This window comes from Actinophytocola sp. (assembly GCF_035942955.1).
Classification (GTDB): Bacteria; Actinomycetota; Actinomycetes; order Mycobacteriales; family Pseudonocardiaceae; genus DASYTH01.
Genome location: NZ_DASZCQ010000074.1, coordinates 25805 through 43336, shown reverse-complemented (window position 1 = coordinate 43336; position 17532 = coordinate 25805). Strand labels below are relative to the sequence as shown.

Below are 17532 nucleotides of genomic sequence, written 5' to 3'. Positions count from 1 at the left end.
GTCCCGGACGGTGCTGTCCGGGACAGCGGACTCCTGGCGGCTACGCGCTATCGGCTAGCAGGTCGGCTCGCCGGCCACCGCAGCCACGCTCACCGCGTTCCACGCCGCGCGGACGGCGTTAAACTCGGTGCAGCCACTGGGGAACAGCGCCCGAGCCGCCTGCAGGGTGGCCACCCGAGCCCTGGCGTGCGTCCACGTCGTGGTCTTGCGCAGCAGCCCGTTGTAGAAGATCTGGCCGGCCTTCTGTATCCCGATCCCGACCACCGTGGAGCCGTTGCAGGTCGGGCTGGACGGCTTGCCGCCACCCGGGTTGCTGCCCTCGGCGAGCAGGTAGAACCAGTGGTTCTGCGGGCCGGCCGCGGCGTGCACCTCGGTGTTGGGAATGGCCGAGCTGAAGCAGTTCGGGTGGTTGCGCAGGGAGGGGTTGTACATGAACCGGATCGGGCCGTTGCCGACCAGGTTGACCTCCTCGCCCACCTGGTAGTCCGGCGGGTCGTTCGGGTTGGCCGCGAAGTGCTCGGTCAACGCGCCGAAGATGTCGCCGGCGGACTCGTTGAGCCCACCCTTCTCGTTGCCGCCACCGCCGGAGCCGCCCGGGGTGAACTGGAAGATGCCGTGCCCGAACTCGTGGGCCACCACGTCGATCGGCACGACCTGGCGCTGGCCGTCGGAGGAGCGGCCGAAGCTGGCGGAGCTGCCGTTCCAGAAGGCGTTGACGATGGTGAGGCCGACGAGAGCGGGGAAGCCGCCGCCGTTGCCGTTGATCCCGTTGCGCCCCAACCAGGTGCGCAGCATGTCCCACTCGCGCTGCTCGGCGTAGAGCGCGTCCACGCACGCCGTCTCCAGGCTGGTGCCCGACCCGTTGCCCCACAAGTCGTCGGACCCGGTGAACACCTGCTGGTTGCTGGCTCGGGCACACCGGACTCCCGGGCGGGTGGGGTCGATGGTGCTGAACGTGCCGCCGCTCTGCTGGGTGTTGATGGTCACGGTACCGTTGTAGAAACCGTTGCCGGTGCCCGCCATGACATCGTCCCAGGAGTCGAGCACGGCGCCGGTGTGGGCGTCGACGAACACGTGCAGCCGGCTCGGCACCTGCGCCCTTGTGCCCTCCAGCAGCACCTCGTAGGCCAGCGTCGGGCGATCCACCGCGAAGACCACGAGCCGGCGGTTCACCACTCGCTCTACTGTGGACAGTTGAGCGCGGGCGATCGCCTCCGCGGCGCTCTTGGTCAGCGTCGCGCGCGTGTCCACGGCGACCGGCGCGGTCTGCGTGGTCACGGTGTCGCGCACCTGGCCATGGCCATCCGTGACGATCACGGCGTCGCCGCCGATGACCTCGAGCCCGCGGTACGTGCGCACGTATGCCGCGTAGAACAGGCCGGCGCCGCCCGGGGTGATGCTGGAGCGGAGGAACACGTCCTCCGGACCCTTGGCCAGCGCGGTGCCCTCCGCCGCCGCCCGGTCGGCGGCCTGCGCGGCGAGCACATCCGGGGACTGGTTTGCCTGAGCGGGTTGCGCCGGCACCGCCACCGTCACGGCGAGCCCGGCGATCAGGGCCAGGCTCGCGCGAAACCCTCGCTTGCGATACATAGTGTTGTCCTTCCGGGCGCACGCCACCGGGCGACGAGCCCGTGGCTCGTCGCCTGGCGCGGCCGTGCGCCGAATCAGAAGAGGTGCAGGGAAACTGAGCAGTTTCGAGTAAAGAGGTCCGGTTGGGTCAGGAGCAATGCGTCATCCGGCCTAGTTCGATAACTGTGAATCGCTATCCGGTCACCAGGAGCGGACGCGAGATCGCGGGTGGGTGGGCGGGATCGGTCTCGCGGGAGCGGCCGGAGGACACCGGCCTTACAGGCTGGCGCACTGCCCCACCCGGGGTCCGCGCACGGTGTTGGGCGCCCGCAGGTTCTCCGGTACGGGCGCGTTGCCAGCGCAGAACAGCGGGCCGGACACCGTGGCGCCGGCCAGTACGGCCGCCCGGCTGCCGGTTCGGTTGTCCGACAGCACGACCGGGCCATGCACCTGCCCGCCGACGATCGTCACGGCCACCGTCGTGCCGGAGATCGACACCGGCCCGTGCACGGTGGTGTTGAGCAGTTCCACCGTGGTGGCGCCGGAACCGACCACCGGGCCGCGGATCGTCGAGCCGGACGCCACGAGGGCGGCGCCGGGGCGGACCAGCACCGGCCCGGACACCTCGGCCCGGTCGAGGCAGGTCACCCCCGAGGAGATCACCAGCGGGCCGTCGCGGCGGCCGGTGACGGTGCCGGTGCAGGCCGGCGGCGCGGGCAGCAGGGTCACCACGAACTCACCCGGCGGGCCGATGTTGCCGGCCGGGTCGATGGCCCGGTACTGCACGGTGTGCCGGCCGTAGCTGGGCGTCGCATCGTCCCAAGGGGACAGTCGGGGCACGCCGAGCTTGCCGTACACCAGGTTGTCGATGTTGGTGCCCTCCGGTGTGAACAGGAACGGCGCGTCGGGATCTGTCGGCCAGCCGAAGTAGTTGAACCAGCCGTCGCCGTCGGTCTGGAACTCGCGCACCACGTGCCCCGGCGTGTCGTCGGCGCCGTCGAGCCGCATGGTGAACGGCCCGTTGTAGATGTACTCGGTGGGTCGGCCCGGCTTGGGCACGGTCAGCAGCGCGTCGGAAAGCTCGTAGTCGGCGCTGGGCAGGGCGGCGTCCACCGTCCACGTCAGACTCGACGAGCCGGCCGCCGCGGTGAGCGTGTGCCGCCCGCTGAGCCGGAAGTCCTTCAGGGCAAGGGAGTTGCCCGACGCGGCCACCGGGTTGCCGTCCAGCGTCCAGGTGACCGCGGGGATGTGGTCGACCGGGTGGGTCGTCTCCACGTAGACGACGTCGGCGCCGCCGACCGGACGGTCGGTCGGGGTGGACGCGGTGAACTCCACCGGGGTGGGCGCGGGCGGGGTGGTGGTCACGGCCGTGTCCACGGTCCAGGTGCGGGACCGGGTGAGCGCGGTCGAGGATCTGATCGCCGGGTCCCGGACGAACTCCGTCGGGTCCACGACCGTCGCGGTCAGCGTGTGCACGCCCGGCGTAATGTCCAATGTGGACAAGTTGAGGCTGCTGCCGGCCGCCGGAACGGGGTCGCCGTCGAGGGTCCACCGCACGTCGAGCCGGTGGCCGACGGGATGCAGCGTCTCCACCCACACCACGCGGTCGGCGCCGATCGGCGCGCCGGTCGGGGTGCCGTCCTGCAAGATGCTGGTCTTGGCCGCGATCCGCTGGGTCATCTGCTCGCGGCTCGGCTGGTCGAAGTAGTAGCCGAGCGTCTTCATCATCGAGTGCGCGCTCGGCCGCCACACGCCGCTGCCGCTGTACAGGCCGCCCTCGTACCGGCCGATCACGCCGCCGGACTCGCTGCGCTCCCCCAGCCAGCGCCACCACTTGCGCTGCTGGTCGAGCATCTGCCGCTCGGTGAGCAGCGTGTGGTGCGCCGACGACGGCTCGCCGCCGGTGTACGGCGCGCCGCGCTCGCCGCGCGCCAGGTAGTCGTACTCGTCCTGCAGCCCGCCGAGCGAGTGCCCCAGCTCGTGCGGGGTGATCAGGGCGGACAGCGCGTTGCCGCCCGACGCGGTGGCGTTGGTCCCGCCTGCGCCGCCGTAGGTGTCGCTGTTGCCGATGGCCAGCAGCTGGCGGTTGCCGCGCGTGGTGCCGGCCACCTGGTCGGCGTACCGGTTCGCCGCCGCCCCGTCCACGCCGAGCAGCCGCTGCACGCTGGACGGGTTGCAACCGCCCCAGAATCCCATGTTCAGCGGGGTGTCGCGGCGGGGCGAGGTCAGGTCCGGATCACAGTCCACTCCGGACTCGGCCGACTCAATCTCGACCGCGTAGACGTTGATGTAGCTGCGGTACGTCTTGAACGGCTCGATCGTCCACAGCACGTTGAGGTGCTTGTTCAGGTGCTCCCGGAACTTGGGCAGCTCCGCGGCCGTGTAGCCGTCGCCCATCACCACCATGTTGAAGCGCTGCGAGACCGGCCCGGTGACCTGGATCGGCACCACTGTGGCCTCGCCGGGCTCGGCCGCCGACACGGCCGGCGCCGCAAGGACGGCCGCCACGATCCCCAGCGCACCGGCGATGGCCAGCGCTCGTCGCACCACGGTTGATCACCTACCGATCACGTAGCAGGTCGCGGTGGCGGTCTTGGTCGGGTCGCTTTCCGACGTCGCGGTCAGCTTCACCCGGACGAGGCGCGAACCGGGACCGTCCTGCCTGGCGTAGACCGGCACCTGGGTCTGCTCGCGGACGTTCGCGCTCGCCAGCCGGTTGGGCAGGGAGACGGTCCAGCCCGAACCGTCCACAGTGGCCGACAGTCGGTAGACGTCGCCGCGCAGGTAGGCGCTGACGTCCTCGGGGTGCTGTGTCTGCGCCGGGTAGAGCTGACCGGTGTTGGTCAGCGGGAACGCGCACGTGTGCAGCCCGTCGGCGTCCGGCCGCCCGACGGTGGGCTGCAGCCGCACGCCGCGCAGCTGCGGCCCGGAGCCGTCAAGGGAACGGATCGCCACCGTGTAGGACAGTTGGCCGAGCTGGTCGCGGTGCACGTCGAGCACGTAGAAGTGCAGGCGGTTGGCCGCGTCGACGTACTCGAACTCGCTGCCGGAGTCGGCGCCGGCGTGGAACAGCGCGTCGGACAGCTGCCGGTAGTCGCCGATGGTGATCGGCACGCGGGTGCCGTCCGGCCGCACGAAGTCGGTCATGCCGATGTCCTGCGGGTTGGCGTCGATCACCCACTCGAACGGCGCCGCGTCCTGGTTCTTGGTCTTGGCCAGCAGCACGCCGGAGTCGGGGGTGAACGAGTCGGTGCCCATCCGGTCGACGACCTCGACGGTGTAGTTGTGGTAGCCGCGGCCGTCGCAGAACGGATCCGTGCTGATGTTGCATGCCGGGCTCAGGTCACCGGTGCCCAGCGCGATGTTGATGCCGGACAGGTCGTTCGGTCCGGGTTGGACGGCGCGGGCGGTCACCCGGGCGATCACCGGTCCGGACTGGGCAAGGGCCTCCCGGGACAGGCGCAGGATGTTGCGCTCGTCCACCATCTGCAGCTTGATCTTGTTGCGCAGCATGTGCTGCGCGCCCATCGACGCGCCGGCCGTCGGCGGGATCAGCCAGCGGCTGTGCGGGCCGCCGGGACCGTTGAACGAGCCGCGGCTGAGCATCTCCCAGATGCCGGTGTAGGCGCGGCGCACCGGTGTCCCGAACGGGTTGTTGTAGTTGTCGCCGATGCCCAGGATGTGGCTGAACTCGTGGGCGTAGACCGCCATGCCGGAGCTCTCCGCCTGCGTGGACGAACCACCGCCGGCGTTGGGCCAGATGGTCGAGCCGGAGGCCCAGGACGTCCATTCCACATACCGGGTGCGCGACCAGTTCGGCAGGCTCTCATCCGGCGGGCCGAACTCGTCGGTCACGTCCTCCTTGTTCTCGAACTTGATCGGTCCGAACTCCTGCCAGGTGGACGACTCGTCCTGGCCGGCGGACAGGAAGAAGACGAAGTCGAAGCCGGCCGACACCTCCGGGCCGACGTCGGCGACCCAGGCCGCGCGGGCGTCCGTGCGCAGGTTCCTGTTGCACGTGTCGCCCGCCGGGCAGGCGGTCCCGGCCTGGAACTCCATGGCGTACTCGTGGTCCTTGCCCGGCATCTGGTACGGGCCGAACGCGGTCAGCTCCACCCCGTAGCGGCCGCCCGAGTCCTCCATCCAGTACTCGTGCAGCGTGTGCCCGCGGTTCAGCGTGCCCGGGGTGTTGAGGAAGTCCTTGTAGAACTGGGCAACCCGGTCCCGGGGGATGTCGCTGGCCTCGGCGCTGGGGTTGCCGAACACCGTGGATCCCTGCGGCTGGGTCACGACGAACGACTGGTTCGGATAGTCGGCGAGCACCAGCGCGCCGCGGAACGTGCGCACCGAGCCCCGCCGCGCCGGGTCGGCCCAGTTGGTGTTGGGCGGCTTGCGGTAGTCCGCCCACGTCATGTGGTCGGGGTTCACCCAGCTCTGCGGGTCGATCGGCGGCGGGAAGCCGGACCGGCCCTGCAGCGTCACCCCCGCCGTCTCCTGCCACGGCTGCCGCTGCGGCCAGTGGTCGTACTGCCAGGAGTGAACCGGAACGTCCGGCGGGGCCGCGGCGGCCGGGGCCACCGTGCTGCCGGCGGCCAGCGCCGCGGCCGCGAGCAGGGCGGTCAGCTGCAGGGATGGGCGCATAGCCACGGACGCTAATTCCGGTCTTGACCGACATCATCGATCCGATGTAGGGAAGGCATGCCCACGGTTTCCGACATCTGACGAAAAGGCCTGCTCTACCCCGCGGAGGACGCTGTGTCGGACGATCTGCAACGCGTCGTCGACGAGCTGGCGCTGAACCTGGGCCGGCCGGTGCTGCTGGAAGATCACCTGCAGCGCGTGGTCGCCTACAGCGAGCAGACCGAGCCGATGGACGACGTTCGCCGGGAGTCGATCCTGCGCCGGCACACCACGCCCGAGGTCCTGCAGTGGCTGCGCGCGGCGGGCATCTTCGACTCTCAAGGGGCGCTGCGGATTCCGGCCGCGCCGGAGCTCGGCCTGCTACCGCGGGTGTGCGTGCCGGCGCGGTACGACGGCCGGCTGCTCGGCTTCCTGTGGCTGATCGACTCCGACCCGCCGATGTCCGAAGAGGACGTCCGGATCGCCGCCAAGACTGCGCCCGGGTTGGCGCTGTCGCTGTTCCACAACAGCCTCGTGGCCGGGCTCGCCGCCAGCCGGGAGCTGGAGGCGGTGACCGCGCTGCTGCTCGGGGACCGGGAGGCGGCGCGCACGCTGATCGAGACCGGAGACTTTCCGCACCGGGAGCCGGTGACCGTGCTCGTCGCCCGACCGGTCGGCGAGCCCGACGAGAACGCCCGGCTGGCCATGGAACGCGGGTTGCTCGCGGCGCGATCCCGGTTCGCGTCACGGCATCCGCTGCACCTGGTGCGCCACGACCACGGGGTGCTGCTGCTGGCGGGCAAGCCGGTGGACCTGCGCGCCGGGATGAGCGTGCCGGTGGTCGTCGGGATCGGGCGGCCGCGTCCGGCGCTGGCCGACGCGGCGGAGTCGTACCGGGAGGCGTTGCACGCCGCGGACGTGGCCGCCCGGATCCCCGGCTTCGGTCCGTCGGCGGAGTGGGCGAAGCTCGGCGTGTACCGGATGCTGAGCCTGGTGCCGGGCGGTGAGCTGCACGCCGGGGTGGAGCGGCTGCTGGCCGACCGGCAGCACCTGCCGCTGCTGGAAACCCTTGAGACATACCTGGATCTGGCCGGCAGCGCGGTGGCGACCGCACGGGCCCTTCGGCTGCACCGCACCTCGCTGTACTACCGGCTGCAGCGGGTGGAGCAGCTGGCCGAAACCGATCTGCGGAACGGCGACGAGCGGCTGGCCCTGCACCTGAGCCTCAAGCTGGCCCGGCTGTCCGGGCGGTACCGACCTAGGCTCCCGACCGCCGCGCGGTGAAGTCGAGGATGCGCTCCCACGCGTCCGCGCACGCCGCGCGGTGGTCGGCGTAGGACCGGTCGAAGAAGCTGTGCGGGGCGCCGGGATAGGTGTGCGACTCGACCTCGATCCCGTTGGCCCGCACCAGATCGGCGAACTCGTCGAACTCCTCCGGGGTGGTGCTGTCCACTCCGGCCAGCAGCATCAGCAGCGGTGCGGTCATGCGCGGCACCCACGGGCCGACCCGCTCGAGCGGACGCCCGCCGTAGAAGCCGATCGCCCCCGCGATGCCGTGCCCGTGCGCGGACTGGCGCCAGGACGCCGCGCCGCCGAAGCAGAACCCGACGGTGAAGAGGTGCTCGGCCGGGTTCGGCAGACTCCGCAGGTAGGCGATCGACGCGGCGACGTCCAGCTCGACGTGCTCCGGGGTGACCTTGGGGACGTGCGGCCGGTGGTCGAACGACTCGCCGCGCTCGTCGGTCTCCGCGGTGCGGCCGAAGTAGTCGAATGCCACGGCGTCGAACCCGGCGTCGGCGAACAGGTCGGCCAGCACCCGGTAGAACGCGTGCAGGCCGCGGATGTCCGGCAGGATCACGACTCCCCGGCCGTTGGGTCGCGCCGGCCGCGCGGCGTATGCGCCGAACCGGGTACCGTCCGCCGAGGTCAGCCGGGTTTCGCCGGACTCGGCCACGCCGGTGGAGACGGGCGGCGCGGGTGGGCGGGATTCGTCAGCGTGACACACGAAATCGAACCCTAGCGGTAACTGGTACCGTGCGCCGCGTGATACCGACCGAGGAAGGTCCGGGCCTCTCGCGGGCGCCCTATGCGGTCCTCGGCGTCGCGGGCATCGTGGTGGCCACGGTGTTCGCCGCGGTCGCCACGCTGGCGTCGAACCCCGCCGAGCAGGCGCAGCCCCTACCGGTCATCCCGGGTCCGGTCAGCACGTCCGGCACGACGAGTCGCACCGGCCCGGTCATCCCGGTGCCCACGTCCCCCGGCACCGAGGCAGCGGCGGCCTCGACCACCACGGGCCAATCCACCACCACGACCACCCGGCCGAGGCCGACCACGACGACCACCACGACCACCGAGCCGGCCCCGCCCCCGCCGCCTCCTCCCCCGCCACGGCCGCAGCCACCGGTGGCGCGGTTCACCCCCACCTGCCCACCCAACGGCCTGTCCTGCACGTTCGACGCCACCGGCGCGCACGACCCGGACGGCCGGATCATTTACTACGCCTGGGCATTCGGCGACGACAGCGGCGACGAGGGCTCGGACAGGTCGCGCACCTCCCACACCTACGCGGCGCCCGGCACCTACACCGTGACGCTGCTGGTCATGGACAACTCCGGCACGGTCAGCCGGGCCACCCGCGAGGTGACGGTGCCGCGCGGCGGATGACCGCTCAGGGATGGTGCTTGGCCAGGACGTACTGGCCGAACACCTCCCACGGCTGCACCGCGCGGTCGAGGAACATCAGGCCGTCGAACCGGCAGTTGCACGGGTTGCCCTCGCGGTTGTTCTGCGGGAAGCTCCCGGCGATCTTGATGCCGCGCGGGTCGGTCGGCGAGCTGAAATGCGGGCCAGGGGTGTCCTTGACGCCCCACGGATCCCCTGGCAGCACGTAGAACCCGTCGATCGGGCGGCCGTTGCGGTACAGCGCCATCGTGCCCTTGTCGTAGTCGAACGTGGCGGCCAGGAACACCCATTCGTTCTGCGGCAACAAGGACTGCCAGTCCTCGGTGGCGGCGAAGGTCTGCGAGCTGGCGCCGTCGATGCGCCGGCCGAGCGCCACCACCCGCATGACCCCGTCCACCTGGATCAGCTCCAGCAGCGCGCGCACGCTGTGGCCGTTGGAGTCGCCGCTGAGCACGCCGGCCAGCCCGATGGCGCCGTAGAAGTCGTTCGGGTTGGTCGAACCCGAGTTGGGGCTGGGGTTCTGGCCGGTCATCTTGAACCAGCCCATGATCGTGATCTCCCGGACCCCGTTGAACGCGCCGAGGCTGGGCACGCCGGGCTCGGCGTACAGGCCGGCCTTCCAGTCGTCGTTGCTCGGCGCGGTCGGCGTGATCTGCCGACCCTGCATGGACATCCGGCTCGACCGGTACGCGCCGTCCGGCACGCGCATCGCGGCGCCGCCGTTGACCAGGTTGATGTTCGTCCCGGATCGGCCCTGATCCCGTTCCTGGGCCGGGTTTCCGGGGACCGGGTGCTCGAAGTCGTAGAACGCCACCAGGTTCCGCGCCAGCGTGGGGAACACGTCCCCGCGGTGTCGCAGCGCCAGCTCGGCCGGGTCCGGCGGGTTCGCGGCGGCCGGAACCGCCGCCATGGTCAGGCAGCCGAGCGCCGCGATGGCGGCGGCGGCGAGCCGGCGCCTCACTGCCCCTCCTCCGCCTTGGGCGCCACGCAGCTCACGCCGGTCACCTTCCAGATCTTCCCGTTGGCCTTGGCCATGACGTACAGATCCCCGCGGCGGTCCGTGCCGAACCGCACGTCGACCCGGGTGCTGCCGGCCAGGTCCTGCATCGTCACCGGGTTTCCGGCGGCGTCGCGGATCTGCAGCTGGTACACCGTGGCCCGCTCGTGTCCCCGGCGCATCTGGAACGCCTTGGTGTAGAACAGGCGACCGTCGACGAGGTCGGCGAACACGTACTTGCCGTACAGCGCCGGGATCCTGGGGTTGCGGTAGACGAAGCCGCCGGCGATCGCGTGCCCGCTGTCCGAGGTGCACGAGTGGCCCGGCGGCGGGTCGTGGTCGAACGCGGCGACCGGGTAGGTGAAGCCGAACCGCGCGTCGTCGTCCGGCAGCGTGTACAGGTGGCAGCGATCCGCCTTGTTGAACACGAACGGACCCTCGCGTGCCGGCCAGCCGAGGTTGTCGCCGGCGCGGACGTCGTACACCGCCTCGATGGCGTGCTCGCCGATGTGGCCGAGGAGCATCCGGTTGCCCGCGCGGGTGTCCCAGCTGAACCGGTGCGGGTCGCGCATCCCGACCGCGTAGATCTCGCCGAGCGCACCGGGTTGGCCCACGAACGGGTTGCCGGCCGGAATGCCGTACCTCCCGTTGCCGCTGTTCGTCCCGAGTGGATCGATTCGCAGGATCTTTCCGTGCGGTATCGCCAGGTTCTGCGGGTCGTTGTTGCCGTTGGCCGCGCCCTGACCGCCGTCGCCGGCCGCGATGTAGAGCAGCCCGTAGTCGGGGTCGTGCGGGCGGGCGGTCGGGTTGAAGTCGATCTGCTGGATGCCGTGGATCTGCCCGGCGAAGCCCAGCCGGAGCACCTCGCGCCGGGTGCCGCTGAACGTGTCGGCCCGCGGGTCGGTGGCCGTCCACTCGTCGATCACCCCGTGGAAGCGGGTGTTCGGCTGCGCCGTCAGGTCCACCGGCTTGGTGGTCAGCGCGGCGCCCCATTCCGTGTGGACGGTGTAGAACTTCCCGTTGCGGGCGAACTGGGGGTGGAACGCCACGAAGCCGAAACCGCTGCCCAACCCGCGTCCGGAGACGAAGTCCGGTGCGAAGGTGGCCCCCACATCGAGGTACACCTGCGGCGTGCCGTTCCGGACGAGGTACAGCTTGCCGTTGAGGTCCGGCACGTACAGCCGCCCCGACCCGTCGGGGAGCTCGCCGAGGTAGTTGATCCGCGCGTGCCGCACCAGCCGTGGATCGACCGGCTCCGGCGTGGTCGTCGTCTGCGGGAACTGCGCGAACTCCTCGAGGGTCAACGCCAGGTGCGACGGCGTCGGTTTCTCGGGGATCGGATCATCGAGCGGGACCGACTCGGCCAGGGCCGTGGGGGCCACCAGGGCCATCGCCGTTCCCGCAACAACGCTCACCAGTAAGAGCCGCCGCATGCATGTCGCCGTCGACATCCGCTCACCCCGCTGCTAGGTCGAGTGGAAAGCGCTTTCCACGGAAAGCGGTTTCCGACCCTACGATCTGCCGGCCACCGAAGGCAACCTCCAATCGGCCTACGCCGCAGGTCACGTCCCGCTCAGCGGAACCCCGGCCCGTCCTGTCCACGCACGTGGACGAGTCGGGAAGTTCGGGGGCTCGCTCCGCGTAGCGGGCAGCTCGGCGCACTGGACTAGACAAGCGGCCGAAATTGGTCTAGACAATATGAAGAGTCTTCCTGACCCTGCCCCGTGCGACGACGCACGAACCCCAGGAGGCTGTCATGCGACGTACCCCTGCGCGCCGCCTGCTGGTCGGCGTCCTCACCCTCGTGCTCGGCCTCGCCGGCGTGCTTCTCGCGCCCACGGCCTCCGCGGCCGGCGAGACGGCCACGTTCACCAAGGTCCAGGACTGGGGCACCGGCTGGGAGGGCCGGTACACGATCAGAAACGGCGGGACCGTGACGATCACCAGCTGGCGGGTCGAGTTCGACCTGCCGGCCGGCACCTCGATCGGCACCCACTGGGACGCCGTCCGCGGCGGATCCGGGAACCACTACATCTTCAGCAACGCCGGGTGGAACGGGACGGTGGCGCCCGGAGCGTCGGTGTCCTTCGGATTCAACGCAAGCGGGCCGGGGGCGCCGGCGAACTGCACGGTCAACGGGCAGGCGTGCGGCGGGGGCGGCACGCAGCCGCCGGGGGTGCCCGGCAACCCGAGCGTGACCGGGGTGACCGCGTCGTCGATCTCGCTGGCCTGGGGCGCGTCCAGCGGCACGGTCAGCGGATACCGGGTGTACGAGGGCAACACCGCGGTGGCGACGTCGAGCACGACCAGCGCGACCGTGACCGGGCTGGCGCCGAGCAGCACGCACACCTACACGGTGGCCGCCTTCAACTCCGCCGGCGAGTCACCGCGCAGCGCCGGCGTCACCGGCACCACCAGCGGCGGGACCGGGGCGCCGGGGACACCGGGCAACCTCCGGGTCACCGGAGCGACCGACACGAGCATCTCGTTGGCGTGGAACGCATCCAGCGGCACGGTCAGCGGGTACCGGGTGTACGAGGGCACGACCGTGCGGGCCACCGTCACCGGCACCTCGGCCACGATCGGCGGGCTGGCGAGCTGCTCGACGCACGGCTACACGGTGGCGGCGTTCAATGGAACCGGCGAGTCGGGACGGGCCGGGCCGGTCAGCGGCACCACGACCGGTTGCCCGATCGGGCCGCTCCCCCGGCACTTCCTCACCGGGTACTGGCACAACTTCACCAACCCGGCGGTCGAGCTGCGGCTGCGGGACGTGCCGGCGGAGTACGACGTGGTGGCGGTGGCCTTCGCCGAGGCCACCGCGACTCCGGGCGCCGTGACGTTCGCCGTCGACCCCGGCCTGTCCACCGCGCTCGGCGGCTACACCAACGCCGACTTCATGGCCGACGTGCAGACCCTGCACGCGCGCGGCAAGAAGGTGATCCTGTCGGTCGGTGGCGAGGCCGGGCGCGTGTCGGTCGGCGACGGCGCCGCCGCGACGAACTTCGCCAACAGCATGCGATCGTTGATCGCCCAGTTCGGCTTCGACGGCGTGGACATCGACCTGGAGAACGGGCTCAACCCGACGTTCATGGGTCAGGCGCTGCGCTCGCTGCGCAACCAGGTGGGCGCAAACCTGATCATCACGATGGCGCCGCAGACGATCGACATGCAGTCCACCGGCGGGTCGTACTTCCAGCTGGCGCTGAACATCCGCGACATCCTCACGGTCGTGCACACCCAGTACTACAACTCCGGCTCGATGCTGGGCTGTGACCAGGCGCAGGCGTACACCCAGGGCACGGTCAACTTCATGACCGCGCTGGCCTGCATCCAGCTGGAGAACGGGCTGCGGCCGGACCAGGTGGCGCTCGGGCTGCCGGCCGGTCCCGGCGCGGCCGGCGGCGGGATCGTGGCCCCGTCGCTGGTCAACGACGCGCTGAACTGCCTGGCCCGCGGCGCCAACTGCGGCAGCTTCCGGCCGCCGCGCACATACCCCGGCATCCGCGGCGCGATGACCTGGTCAATCAACTGGGATGTCAGCAACGGCAACAACTTCGCCCGCACCGTGCGGCCGTTCCTCAACACCCTGCCCTGACCCACGGCCCCTCGGAGGACCCGCGATGAAGCGCTCCCTGCCCGCGGTCGTCGCCATCCTGGCGATGATCGCCGCCGCCCTGGCCGGCGCCACGCCGGCCGCCGCGGCCAACCTGCTCACCAACCCCGGATTCGAGTCCGGGCTGTCCGGGTGGACCTGCTCGGCCGGCTCGGTGGTGTCCAGCCCGGTGCGCTCGGGCAGCGGCGCCCTTGCCGGCGCGGCCAGCTCGTCGGACACCGCGCAGTGCACGCAGACGGTTCCGGTCGTGCCGAACACGACCTACGCCGTGTCGGCCTGGGTCCGCGGCAACTACGTGTACCTCGGCATCACCGGCGGCCCGCAGACCTGGACCCCGTCGGCGACCGCCTACACACAGCTGAGCCTGTCGTTCACCAGCGGCGCCAACCAGACCAGCGCCCAGCTGTTCCTGCACGGCTGGTACGGCCAGGGCACGTACCACGCCGACGACGTCAGCCTGGACGGACCGGGCGGCGGCACGCCGGGTGCGCCCGGCACGCCGGGAAACCCGACCGTCGGCGCCGTCACCAACACCTCGATCGCGCTGTCCTGGGCCGCGGCCGGCGGAACCGTCAGCGGGTACCGGGTGTACGAGGGCAACACCGTGCGCGCGACGGTGACCGGCACGTCGGCCACCCTCACCGGCCTCACCGCGTGCTCGTCGCACACCTACGCGGTGGCGGCGTTCAACGGCGCCGGCGAGTCGCCGCGCAGCGCGGAGGTCAGCGCGACCACGACCGGGTGCGTCAACACCGGGCTGCCAAGGCACGCGCTGATCGGGTACCTGCACGCCAGCTTCGCCAACGGCTCCGGCTACCTGCGGATGGCGGACGTCCCGCCGGCGTGGGACATCATCAACCTGGCATTCGGCGAGCCGACCTCGGTCACCTCCGGCGACATCCGGTTCAACCGCTGCCCGGTGGCGGAGTGCCCGAACGTGGAGAGCGACGCCGACTTCCTGGCCGCCATCCGCGCCAAGCAGGCGCAGGGCAAGAAGGTGCTGATCTCCATCGGCGGGCAGAACGGTCAGGTGCAGCTCACCACGACCGCGGCCCGGGACGCGTTCGTGCGGTCGGTGTCGGCGATCATCGACCGGTGGGGCCTCGACGGGCTGGACATCGACTTCGAGGGCCACTCCCTGTTCCTCAACCCCGGTGACACCGACTTCCGCAACCCGACCACCCCGGTGATCGTCAACCTGATCTCCGCGCTGAGGTCGCTGAAAGCCCGCTACGGCGCCAGGTTCGTGCTCACCATGGCCCCCGAGACGTTCTTCGTCCAGGTCGGCTACCAGTTCTACGGCGGCGCGGGCGGCGGCGACAACCGCACCGGCTCGTACCTGCCGGTGATCCACGCGATGCGCGCCGACCTGACCGTGCTACACGTCCAGGACTACAACTCAGGCCCGGTCATGGGCCTGGACAACCAGTTCCACTTCATGGGCGGCGCGGACTTCCACATCGCGATGACCGACATGGTCAAAGCCGGCTTCACGGTGGCCAACACCGGGCTCCGGTTCCCCGGCCTGCGCGAAGACCAGATCGCGTTCGGCGTGCCCGCCGCGGTCCCCGCCGGCAACGGCTTCACCGCGCCCGCCGCCGTCCAGTCCGCCCTGAACTGCCTGGCCCGCGGCCAGAGTTGCGGCGGCTACACCCTGCGCGGCGGCCGTCCTTCCCTACGGCGATCATCCCTGGGCACACGGAAGCGAAAGATCACCACTTTGGGAGTTTCCGGCCGAATATGAGCGTGACCTCCACAAACGTGGATCTTGGCCCAACCCCGACGACCCGCCGCAAGCGCCTCATCGGCGAGCAGTGTGGCATTCCTTTCCAAGGAGAAGGGAGGAATGCCACGTTGCTTCCGGCTAGTTGTGTGCGGCCGACGCGTAGTCGCGGGCCACGCGGACCAGTTCGATCAGGCCGTCGGCGAACTCCTGGGACTCGGCGTGCGCTTCGGGGAACGGGGGTTGGAAGCCGACGCCTTCCCAGCGTTGGGCCGCCGGGTTCCACAGGTCGTTGCCGACCTCGAAGTCCCAGGCGAAGACGCCGTTGTCGTAGTAGAGCTCGTCGGCGGAGTTGCCGGCCGCCGAGTACAGCACGTCGCACACCGGGCCGGTCTGCGACGGCCAGGTTACGGTGCCGCGGGCGGACGCGATCGCGCCGACGATTCGCTTGGCGCTGGTCTGGAACAGGGCCGTCTCCTCGATCGACGGCCGCGGCAGCGTGATCCGGCCTTCCGCGACGTACGCGCCGGGCGGCCACATGAAGTATCCGCCGTAGCTGTGCACGTTGAGCCCGAACTTGATGTTCGGGTGCGCGTCGGCGAGCGCGATGAGGTTGCGGCTCTCGGCCTCGGAGTGCTCGCCGGTGCCGGCGAAGGTGCCGGACAGGCAGCTCGTGCTGGCGCCGAAGTACCCGTCGAACAGCGAGCCCACCTCGTAGTTGCGGTTGACGTCGACGCCCCACGAGTTGCGCAGCCGGGGGTCGCGCAGCGCGCCGGCGCAGTGGTTGACCATGTTCTTGCGCTGGAAGTTGCTGTCGTAGAAGGAATAGTTCGCGCCGTCCGGGTTCACCGTCGGCACCACGAACACGTCGACCGCCTCCAGCAGCGCCCTGGTCTCGGCGTCGGTGGCGTAGTTGGCCAGCAGCCGCTCGGCGAACTCCATCGTCACCAGCGGTGTGGCCCACTCCCGCGCGTGCTCCTGCGAGTAGGCCAGCACGCCGACCCTCGACCCGTCCCGGTGCACGCCGATCCGCAGCGCCTGCACCGTCCACGGCCGGTGCGGCACCCCCGCCGGCGCGCGCAGCCCGTCGTCCAGCCGTGCCGGACCGGCCACCGGCATCAACATCCCTGCCGACCCGTCCTCGACGAACGCGGTGAACCGCTGCGGGTACCGGGCCGCGATGAACGCCGCGACCTGATCGGTGGTGCTGATCGCCGCGCCGGACGCGTCGGTCGCCAGTGACACGGTCAGCACCCGGTCGCGGAACCGCGCGTCCAGCGGCCGGTTCGGCGCGCCCGGATGCACCGTGCTCACCTGGATTCCGTTGGCGCCCTGATCACCGAACCGGACCGACTCCACGACGATCGCGGCCGTCGCCGGGTCGCCCAGGTAGGCCGCGGCGGTGCGCCGGTACCCCTGGGTCGGGTTCGGCAGGTCGATCCGCTCGGCCAGGTGCGGGTACTGCCGGGCGAGCCGGTTGATCCGGGCCCGGATGTCCAGCGGCGTCAGATACGCGTCGATGAAGTCCTTCTGGTACCCCGCCGGCGGCTCGGGCGGCGTCGTGCCCGGCCACGGCGCCGGCGTTGCCGGCCGCGCGCTGCCACCTAGGCTGGAGACCGCGGTCACCTGCGTCGGCGTCGCCGGAACGGGTTGCGGCAGCGCGACGTGGTACTGGTACTCCCCCGCGTCCTCGATGCGCTGCAACGGGTACGAACCGGTGGCGCCGTCCGCGGTGCGCCAGGTCACGGTGATCTCCACGGCCGGGTCGTCGACCGCCGAGGTGGCCACCTTGGTCTGCAGGAACGTCTGCCCGCCGGACACCCACCAGTGCGCGGACATGAAGTGCAGGGTGTCCACCGCGGCGACGCTCACGCCGTCGGACGTCAACCCGACCGAGCGCTGCGCCTCGGCGGCCCGCACGCTCTCGGCGTAGCGCGCCGAGCCGTCCCCCTCACGCTGCACGATCCGCACCGGCCGGGCGCCGCGCCCGACCAGCTCGGCCAACTCCTCGCCGGAGACCACCAGATCGGCGTGCACCTCGCCGTCGCGTCCGCGCGGCACGGCGGCCACGTCCGCGCCGCCGGCGATCAGGTCGAGCAGCATGTCCCGGCTCGGCAGCTGAACCTGGACCAGCGCGACCTCACCGGCCGCGAGCTGCACGGCGGGCTCGGCGCCGCTCACCCCCGCTGTGACTCCGGGCAGCACGCACACCAGCACGCTCACCGCCGCGACCGAGACCCACCGTCGTCGCTGAGTCATGGCACCTCCCAGGACAGGGAAGGGAAGTCGGATACCCTGCCAACCCTTCTCCGCCGCGGCCGGGAG

General features: G+C 71.1%; 11 protein-coding genes. 4 read left to right on the top strand and 7 right to left on the bottom strand.

All coding sequences use genetic code 11. The features are described from left to right. Window positions 1–54: 54 nt before the first annotated feature. The 3 genes from VGX25_RS07895 to VGX25_RS07885 all read right to left on the bottom strand — a co-directional run bounded on the left by VGX25_RS07895 (window position 55) and on the right by VGX25_RS07885 (window position 6210). Window positions 55–1590, bottom strand: a complete 1536-nt coding sequence (locus VGX25_RS07895) for a M4 family metallopeptidase (RefSeq protein WP_326916958.1) — start codon at window positions 1588–1590, stop codon at window positions 55–57. A 255-nt stretch (window positions 1591–1845) separates the two neighbouring features. Further along, window positions 1846–4119, bottom strand: coding sequence for a M64 family metallopeptidase (locus tag VGX25_RS07890; RefSeq protein ID WP_326916957.1), 2274 nt, complete (start codon window positions 4117–4119; stop codon window positions 1846–1848). A gap of 6 nt (window positions 4120–4125) precedes the next feature. Further along, a complete protein-coding gene (locus tag VGX25_RS07885) occupies window positions 4126–6210 on the bottom strand; it encodes a M6 family metalloprotease domain-containing protein (RefSeq protein ID WP_326916956.1) in 2085 nt (694 codons plus the stop codon). 114 nt (window positions 6211–6324) lie between these two features. Between VGX25_RS07885 and VGX25_RS07880 the strand changes: the two genes are divergently transcribed. Further along, window positions 6325–7473, top strand: a complete 1149-nt coding sequence (locus VGX25_RS07880; protein ID WP_326916955.1) for a helix-turn-helix domain-containing protein — start codon at window positions 6325–6327, stop codon at window positions 7471–7473. Here the strand turns inward: VGX25_RS07880 and VGX25_RS07875 are convergent. After that, a complete protein-coding gene (locus VGX25_RS07875) occupies window positions 7448–8194 on the bottom strand; it encodes a dienelactone hydrolase family protein (RefSeq protein WP_326916954.1) in 747 nt (248 codons plus the stop codon). The genes VGX25_RS07880 and VGX25_RS07875 overlap by 26 nt on opposite strands. 38 nt (window positions 8195–8232) lie before the next feature. Between VGX25_RS07875 and VGX25_RS07870 the strand changes: the two genes are divergently transcribed. Further along, window positions 8233–8853: a PKD domain-containing protein gene (locus VGX25_RS07870; protein ID WP_326916953.1), complete on the top strand. Its 621-nt coding sequence runs from the start codon at window positions 8233–8235 to the stop codon at window positions 8851–8853. Between the two features lie 4 nt (window positions 8854–8857). Here VGX25_RS07870 and VGX25_RS07865 read toward each other — a convergent pair whose 3' ends face one another. After that, complete coding sequence (locus VGX25_RS07865; RefSeq protein WP_326916952.1) at window positions 8858–9832, bottom strand: hypothetical protein; 975 nt, start codon at window positions 9830–9832, stop codon at window positions 8858–8860. Next, entirely contained in the window at window positions 9829–11319 is a 1491-nt protein-coding gene (locus VGX25_RS07860; RefSeq protein ID WP_326916951.1) for a PQQ-dependent sugar dehydrogenase, read from the bottom strand. Before VGX25_RS07860 ends, VGX25_RS07865 begins: the two co-directional genes overlap by 4 nt. Window positions 11320–11624: 305 nt before the next feature. On the opposite strand from VGX25_RS07860, the gene VGX25_RS07855 reads away from it, so the two are divergent. Both VGX25_RS07855 and VGX25_RS07850 read left to right on the top strand, forming a co-directional pair. After that, window positions 11625–13466, top strand: coding sequence for a cellulose binding domain-containing protein (locus tag VGX25_RS07855; protein WP_326916950.1), 1842 nt, complete (start codon window positions 11625–11627; stop codon window positions 13464–13466). Window positions 13467–13491: 25 nt separating this feature from the next. Beyond that, the gene (locus tag VGX25_RS07850) at window positions 13492–15228 is read left to right on the top strand and encodes a chitinase (protein WP_414635727.1); all 1737 of its coding nucleotides are present in this window, start codon (window positions 13492–13494) and stop codon (window positions 15226–15228) included. 120 nt (window positions 15229–15348) lie between these two features. Here the strand turns inward: VGX25_RS07850 and VGX25_RS07845 are convergent, their stop codons facing one another. After that, a complete protein-coding gene (locus VGX25_RS07845) occupies window positions 15349–17466 on the bottom strand; it encodes a M14 family zinc carboxypeptidase (RefSeq protein WP_326916949.1) in 2118 nt (705 codons plus the stop codon). Between the last annotated feature and the right edge of the window lie 66 nt (window positions 17467–17532).

Coding starts and splice junctions, on each gene's coding strand:
- VGX25_RS07895 (WP_326916958.1), bottom strand. CDS start 1,590: ATGTATCGCAAGCGAGGGTTTCGCGCGAGCCTGGCCCTGATCGCCGGG.
- VGX25_RS07885 (WP_326916956.1), bottom strand. CDS start 6,210: ATGCGCCCATCCCTGCAGCTGACCGCCCTGCTCGCGGCCGCGGCGCTG.
- VGX25_RS07860 (WP_326916951.1), bottom strand. CDS start 11,319: ATGTCGACGGCGACATGCATGCGGCGGCTCTTACTGGTGAGCGTTGTT.
- VGX25_RS07855 (WP_326916950.1), top strand. CDS start 11,625: ATGCGACGTACCCCTGCGCGCCGCCTGCTGGTCGGCGTCCTCACCCTC.
- VGX25_RS07850 (WP_414635727.1), top strand. CDS start 13,492: ATGAAGCGCTCCCTGCCCGCGGTCGTCGCCATCCTGGCGATGATCGCC.
- VGX25_RS07845 (WP_326916949.1), bottom strand. CDS start 17,466: ATGACTCAGCGACGACGGTGGGTCTCGGTCGCGGCGGTGAGCGTGCTG.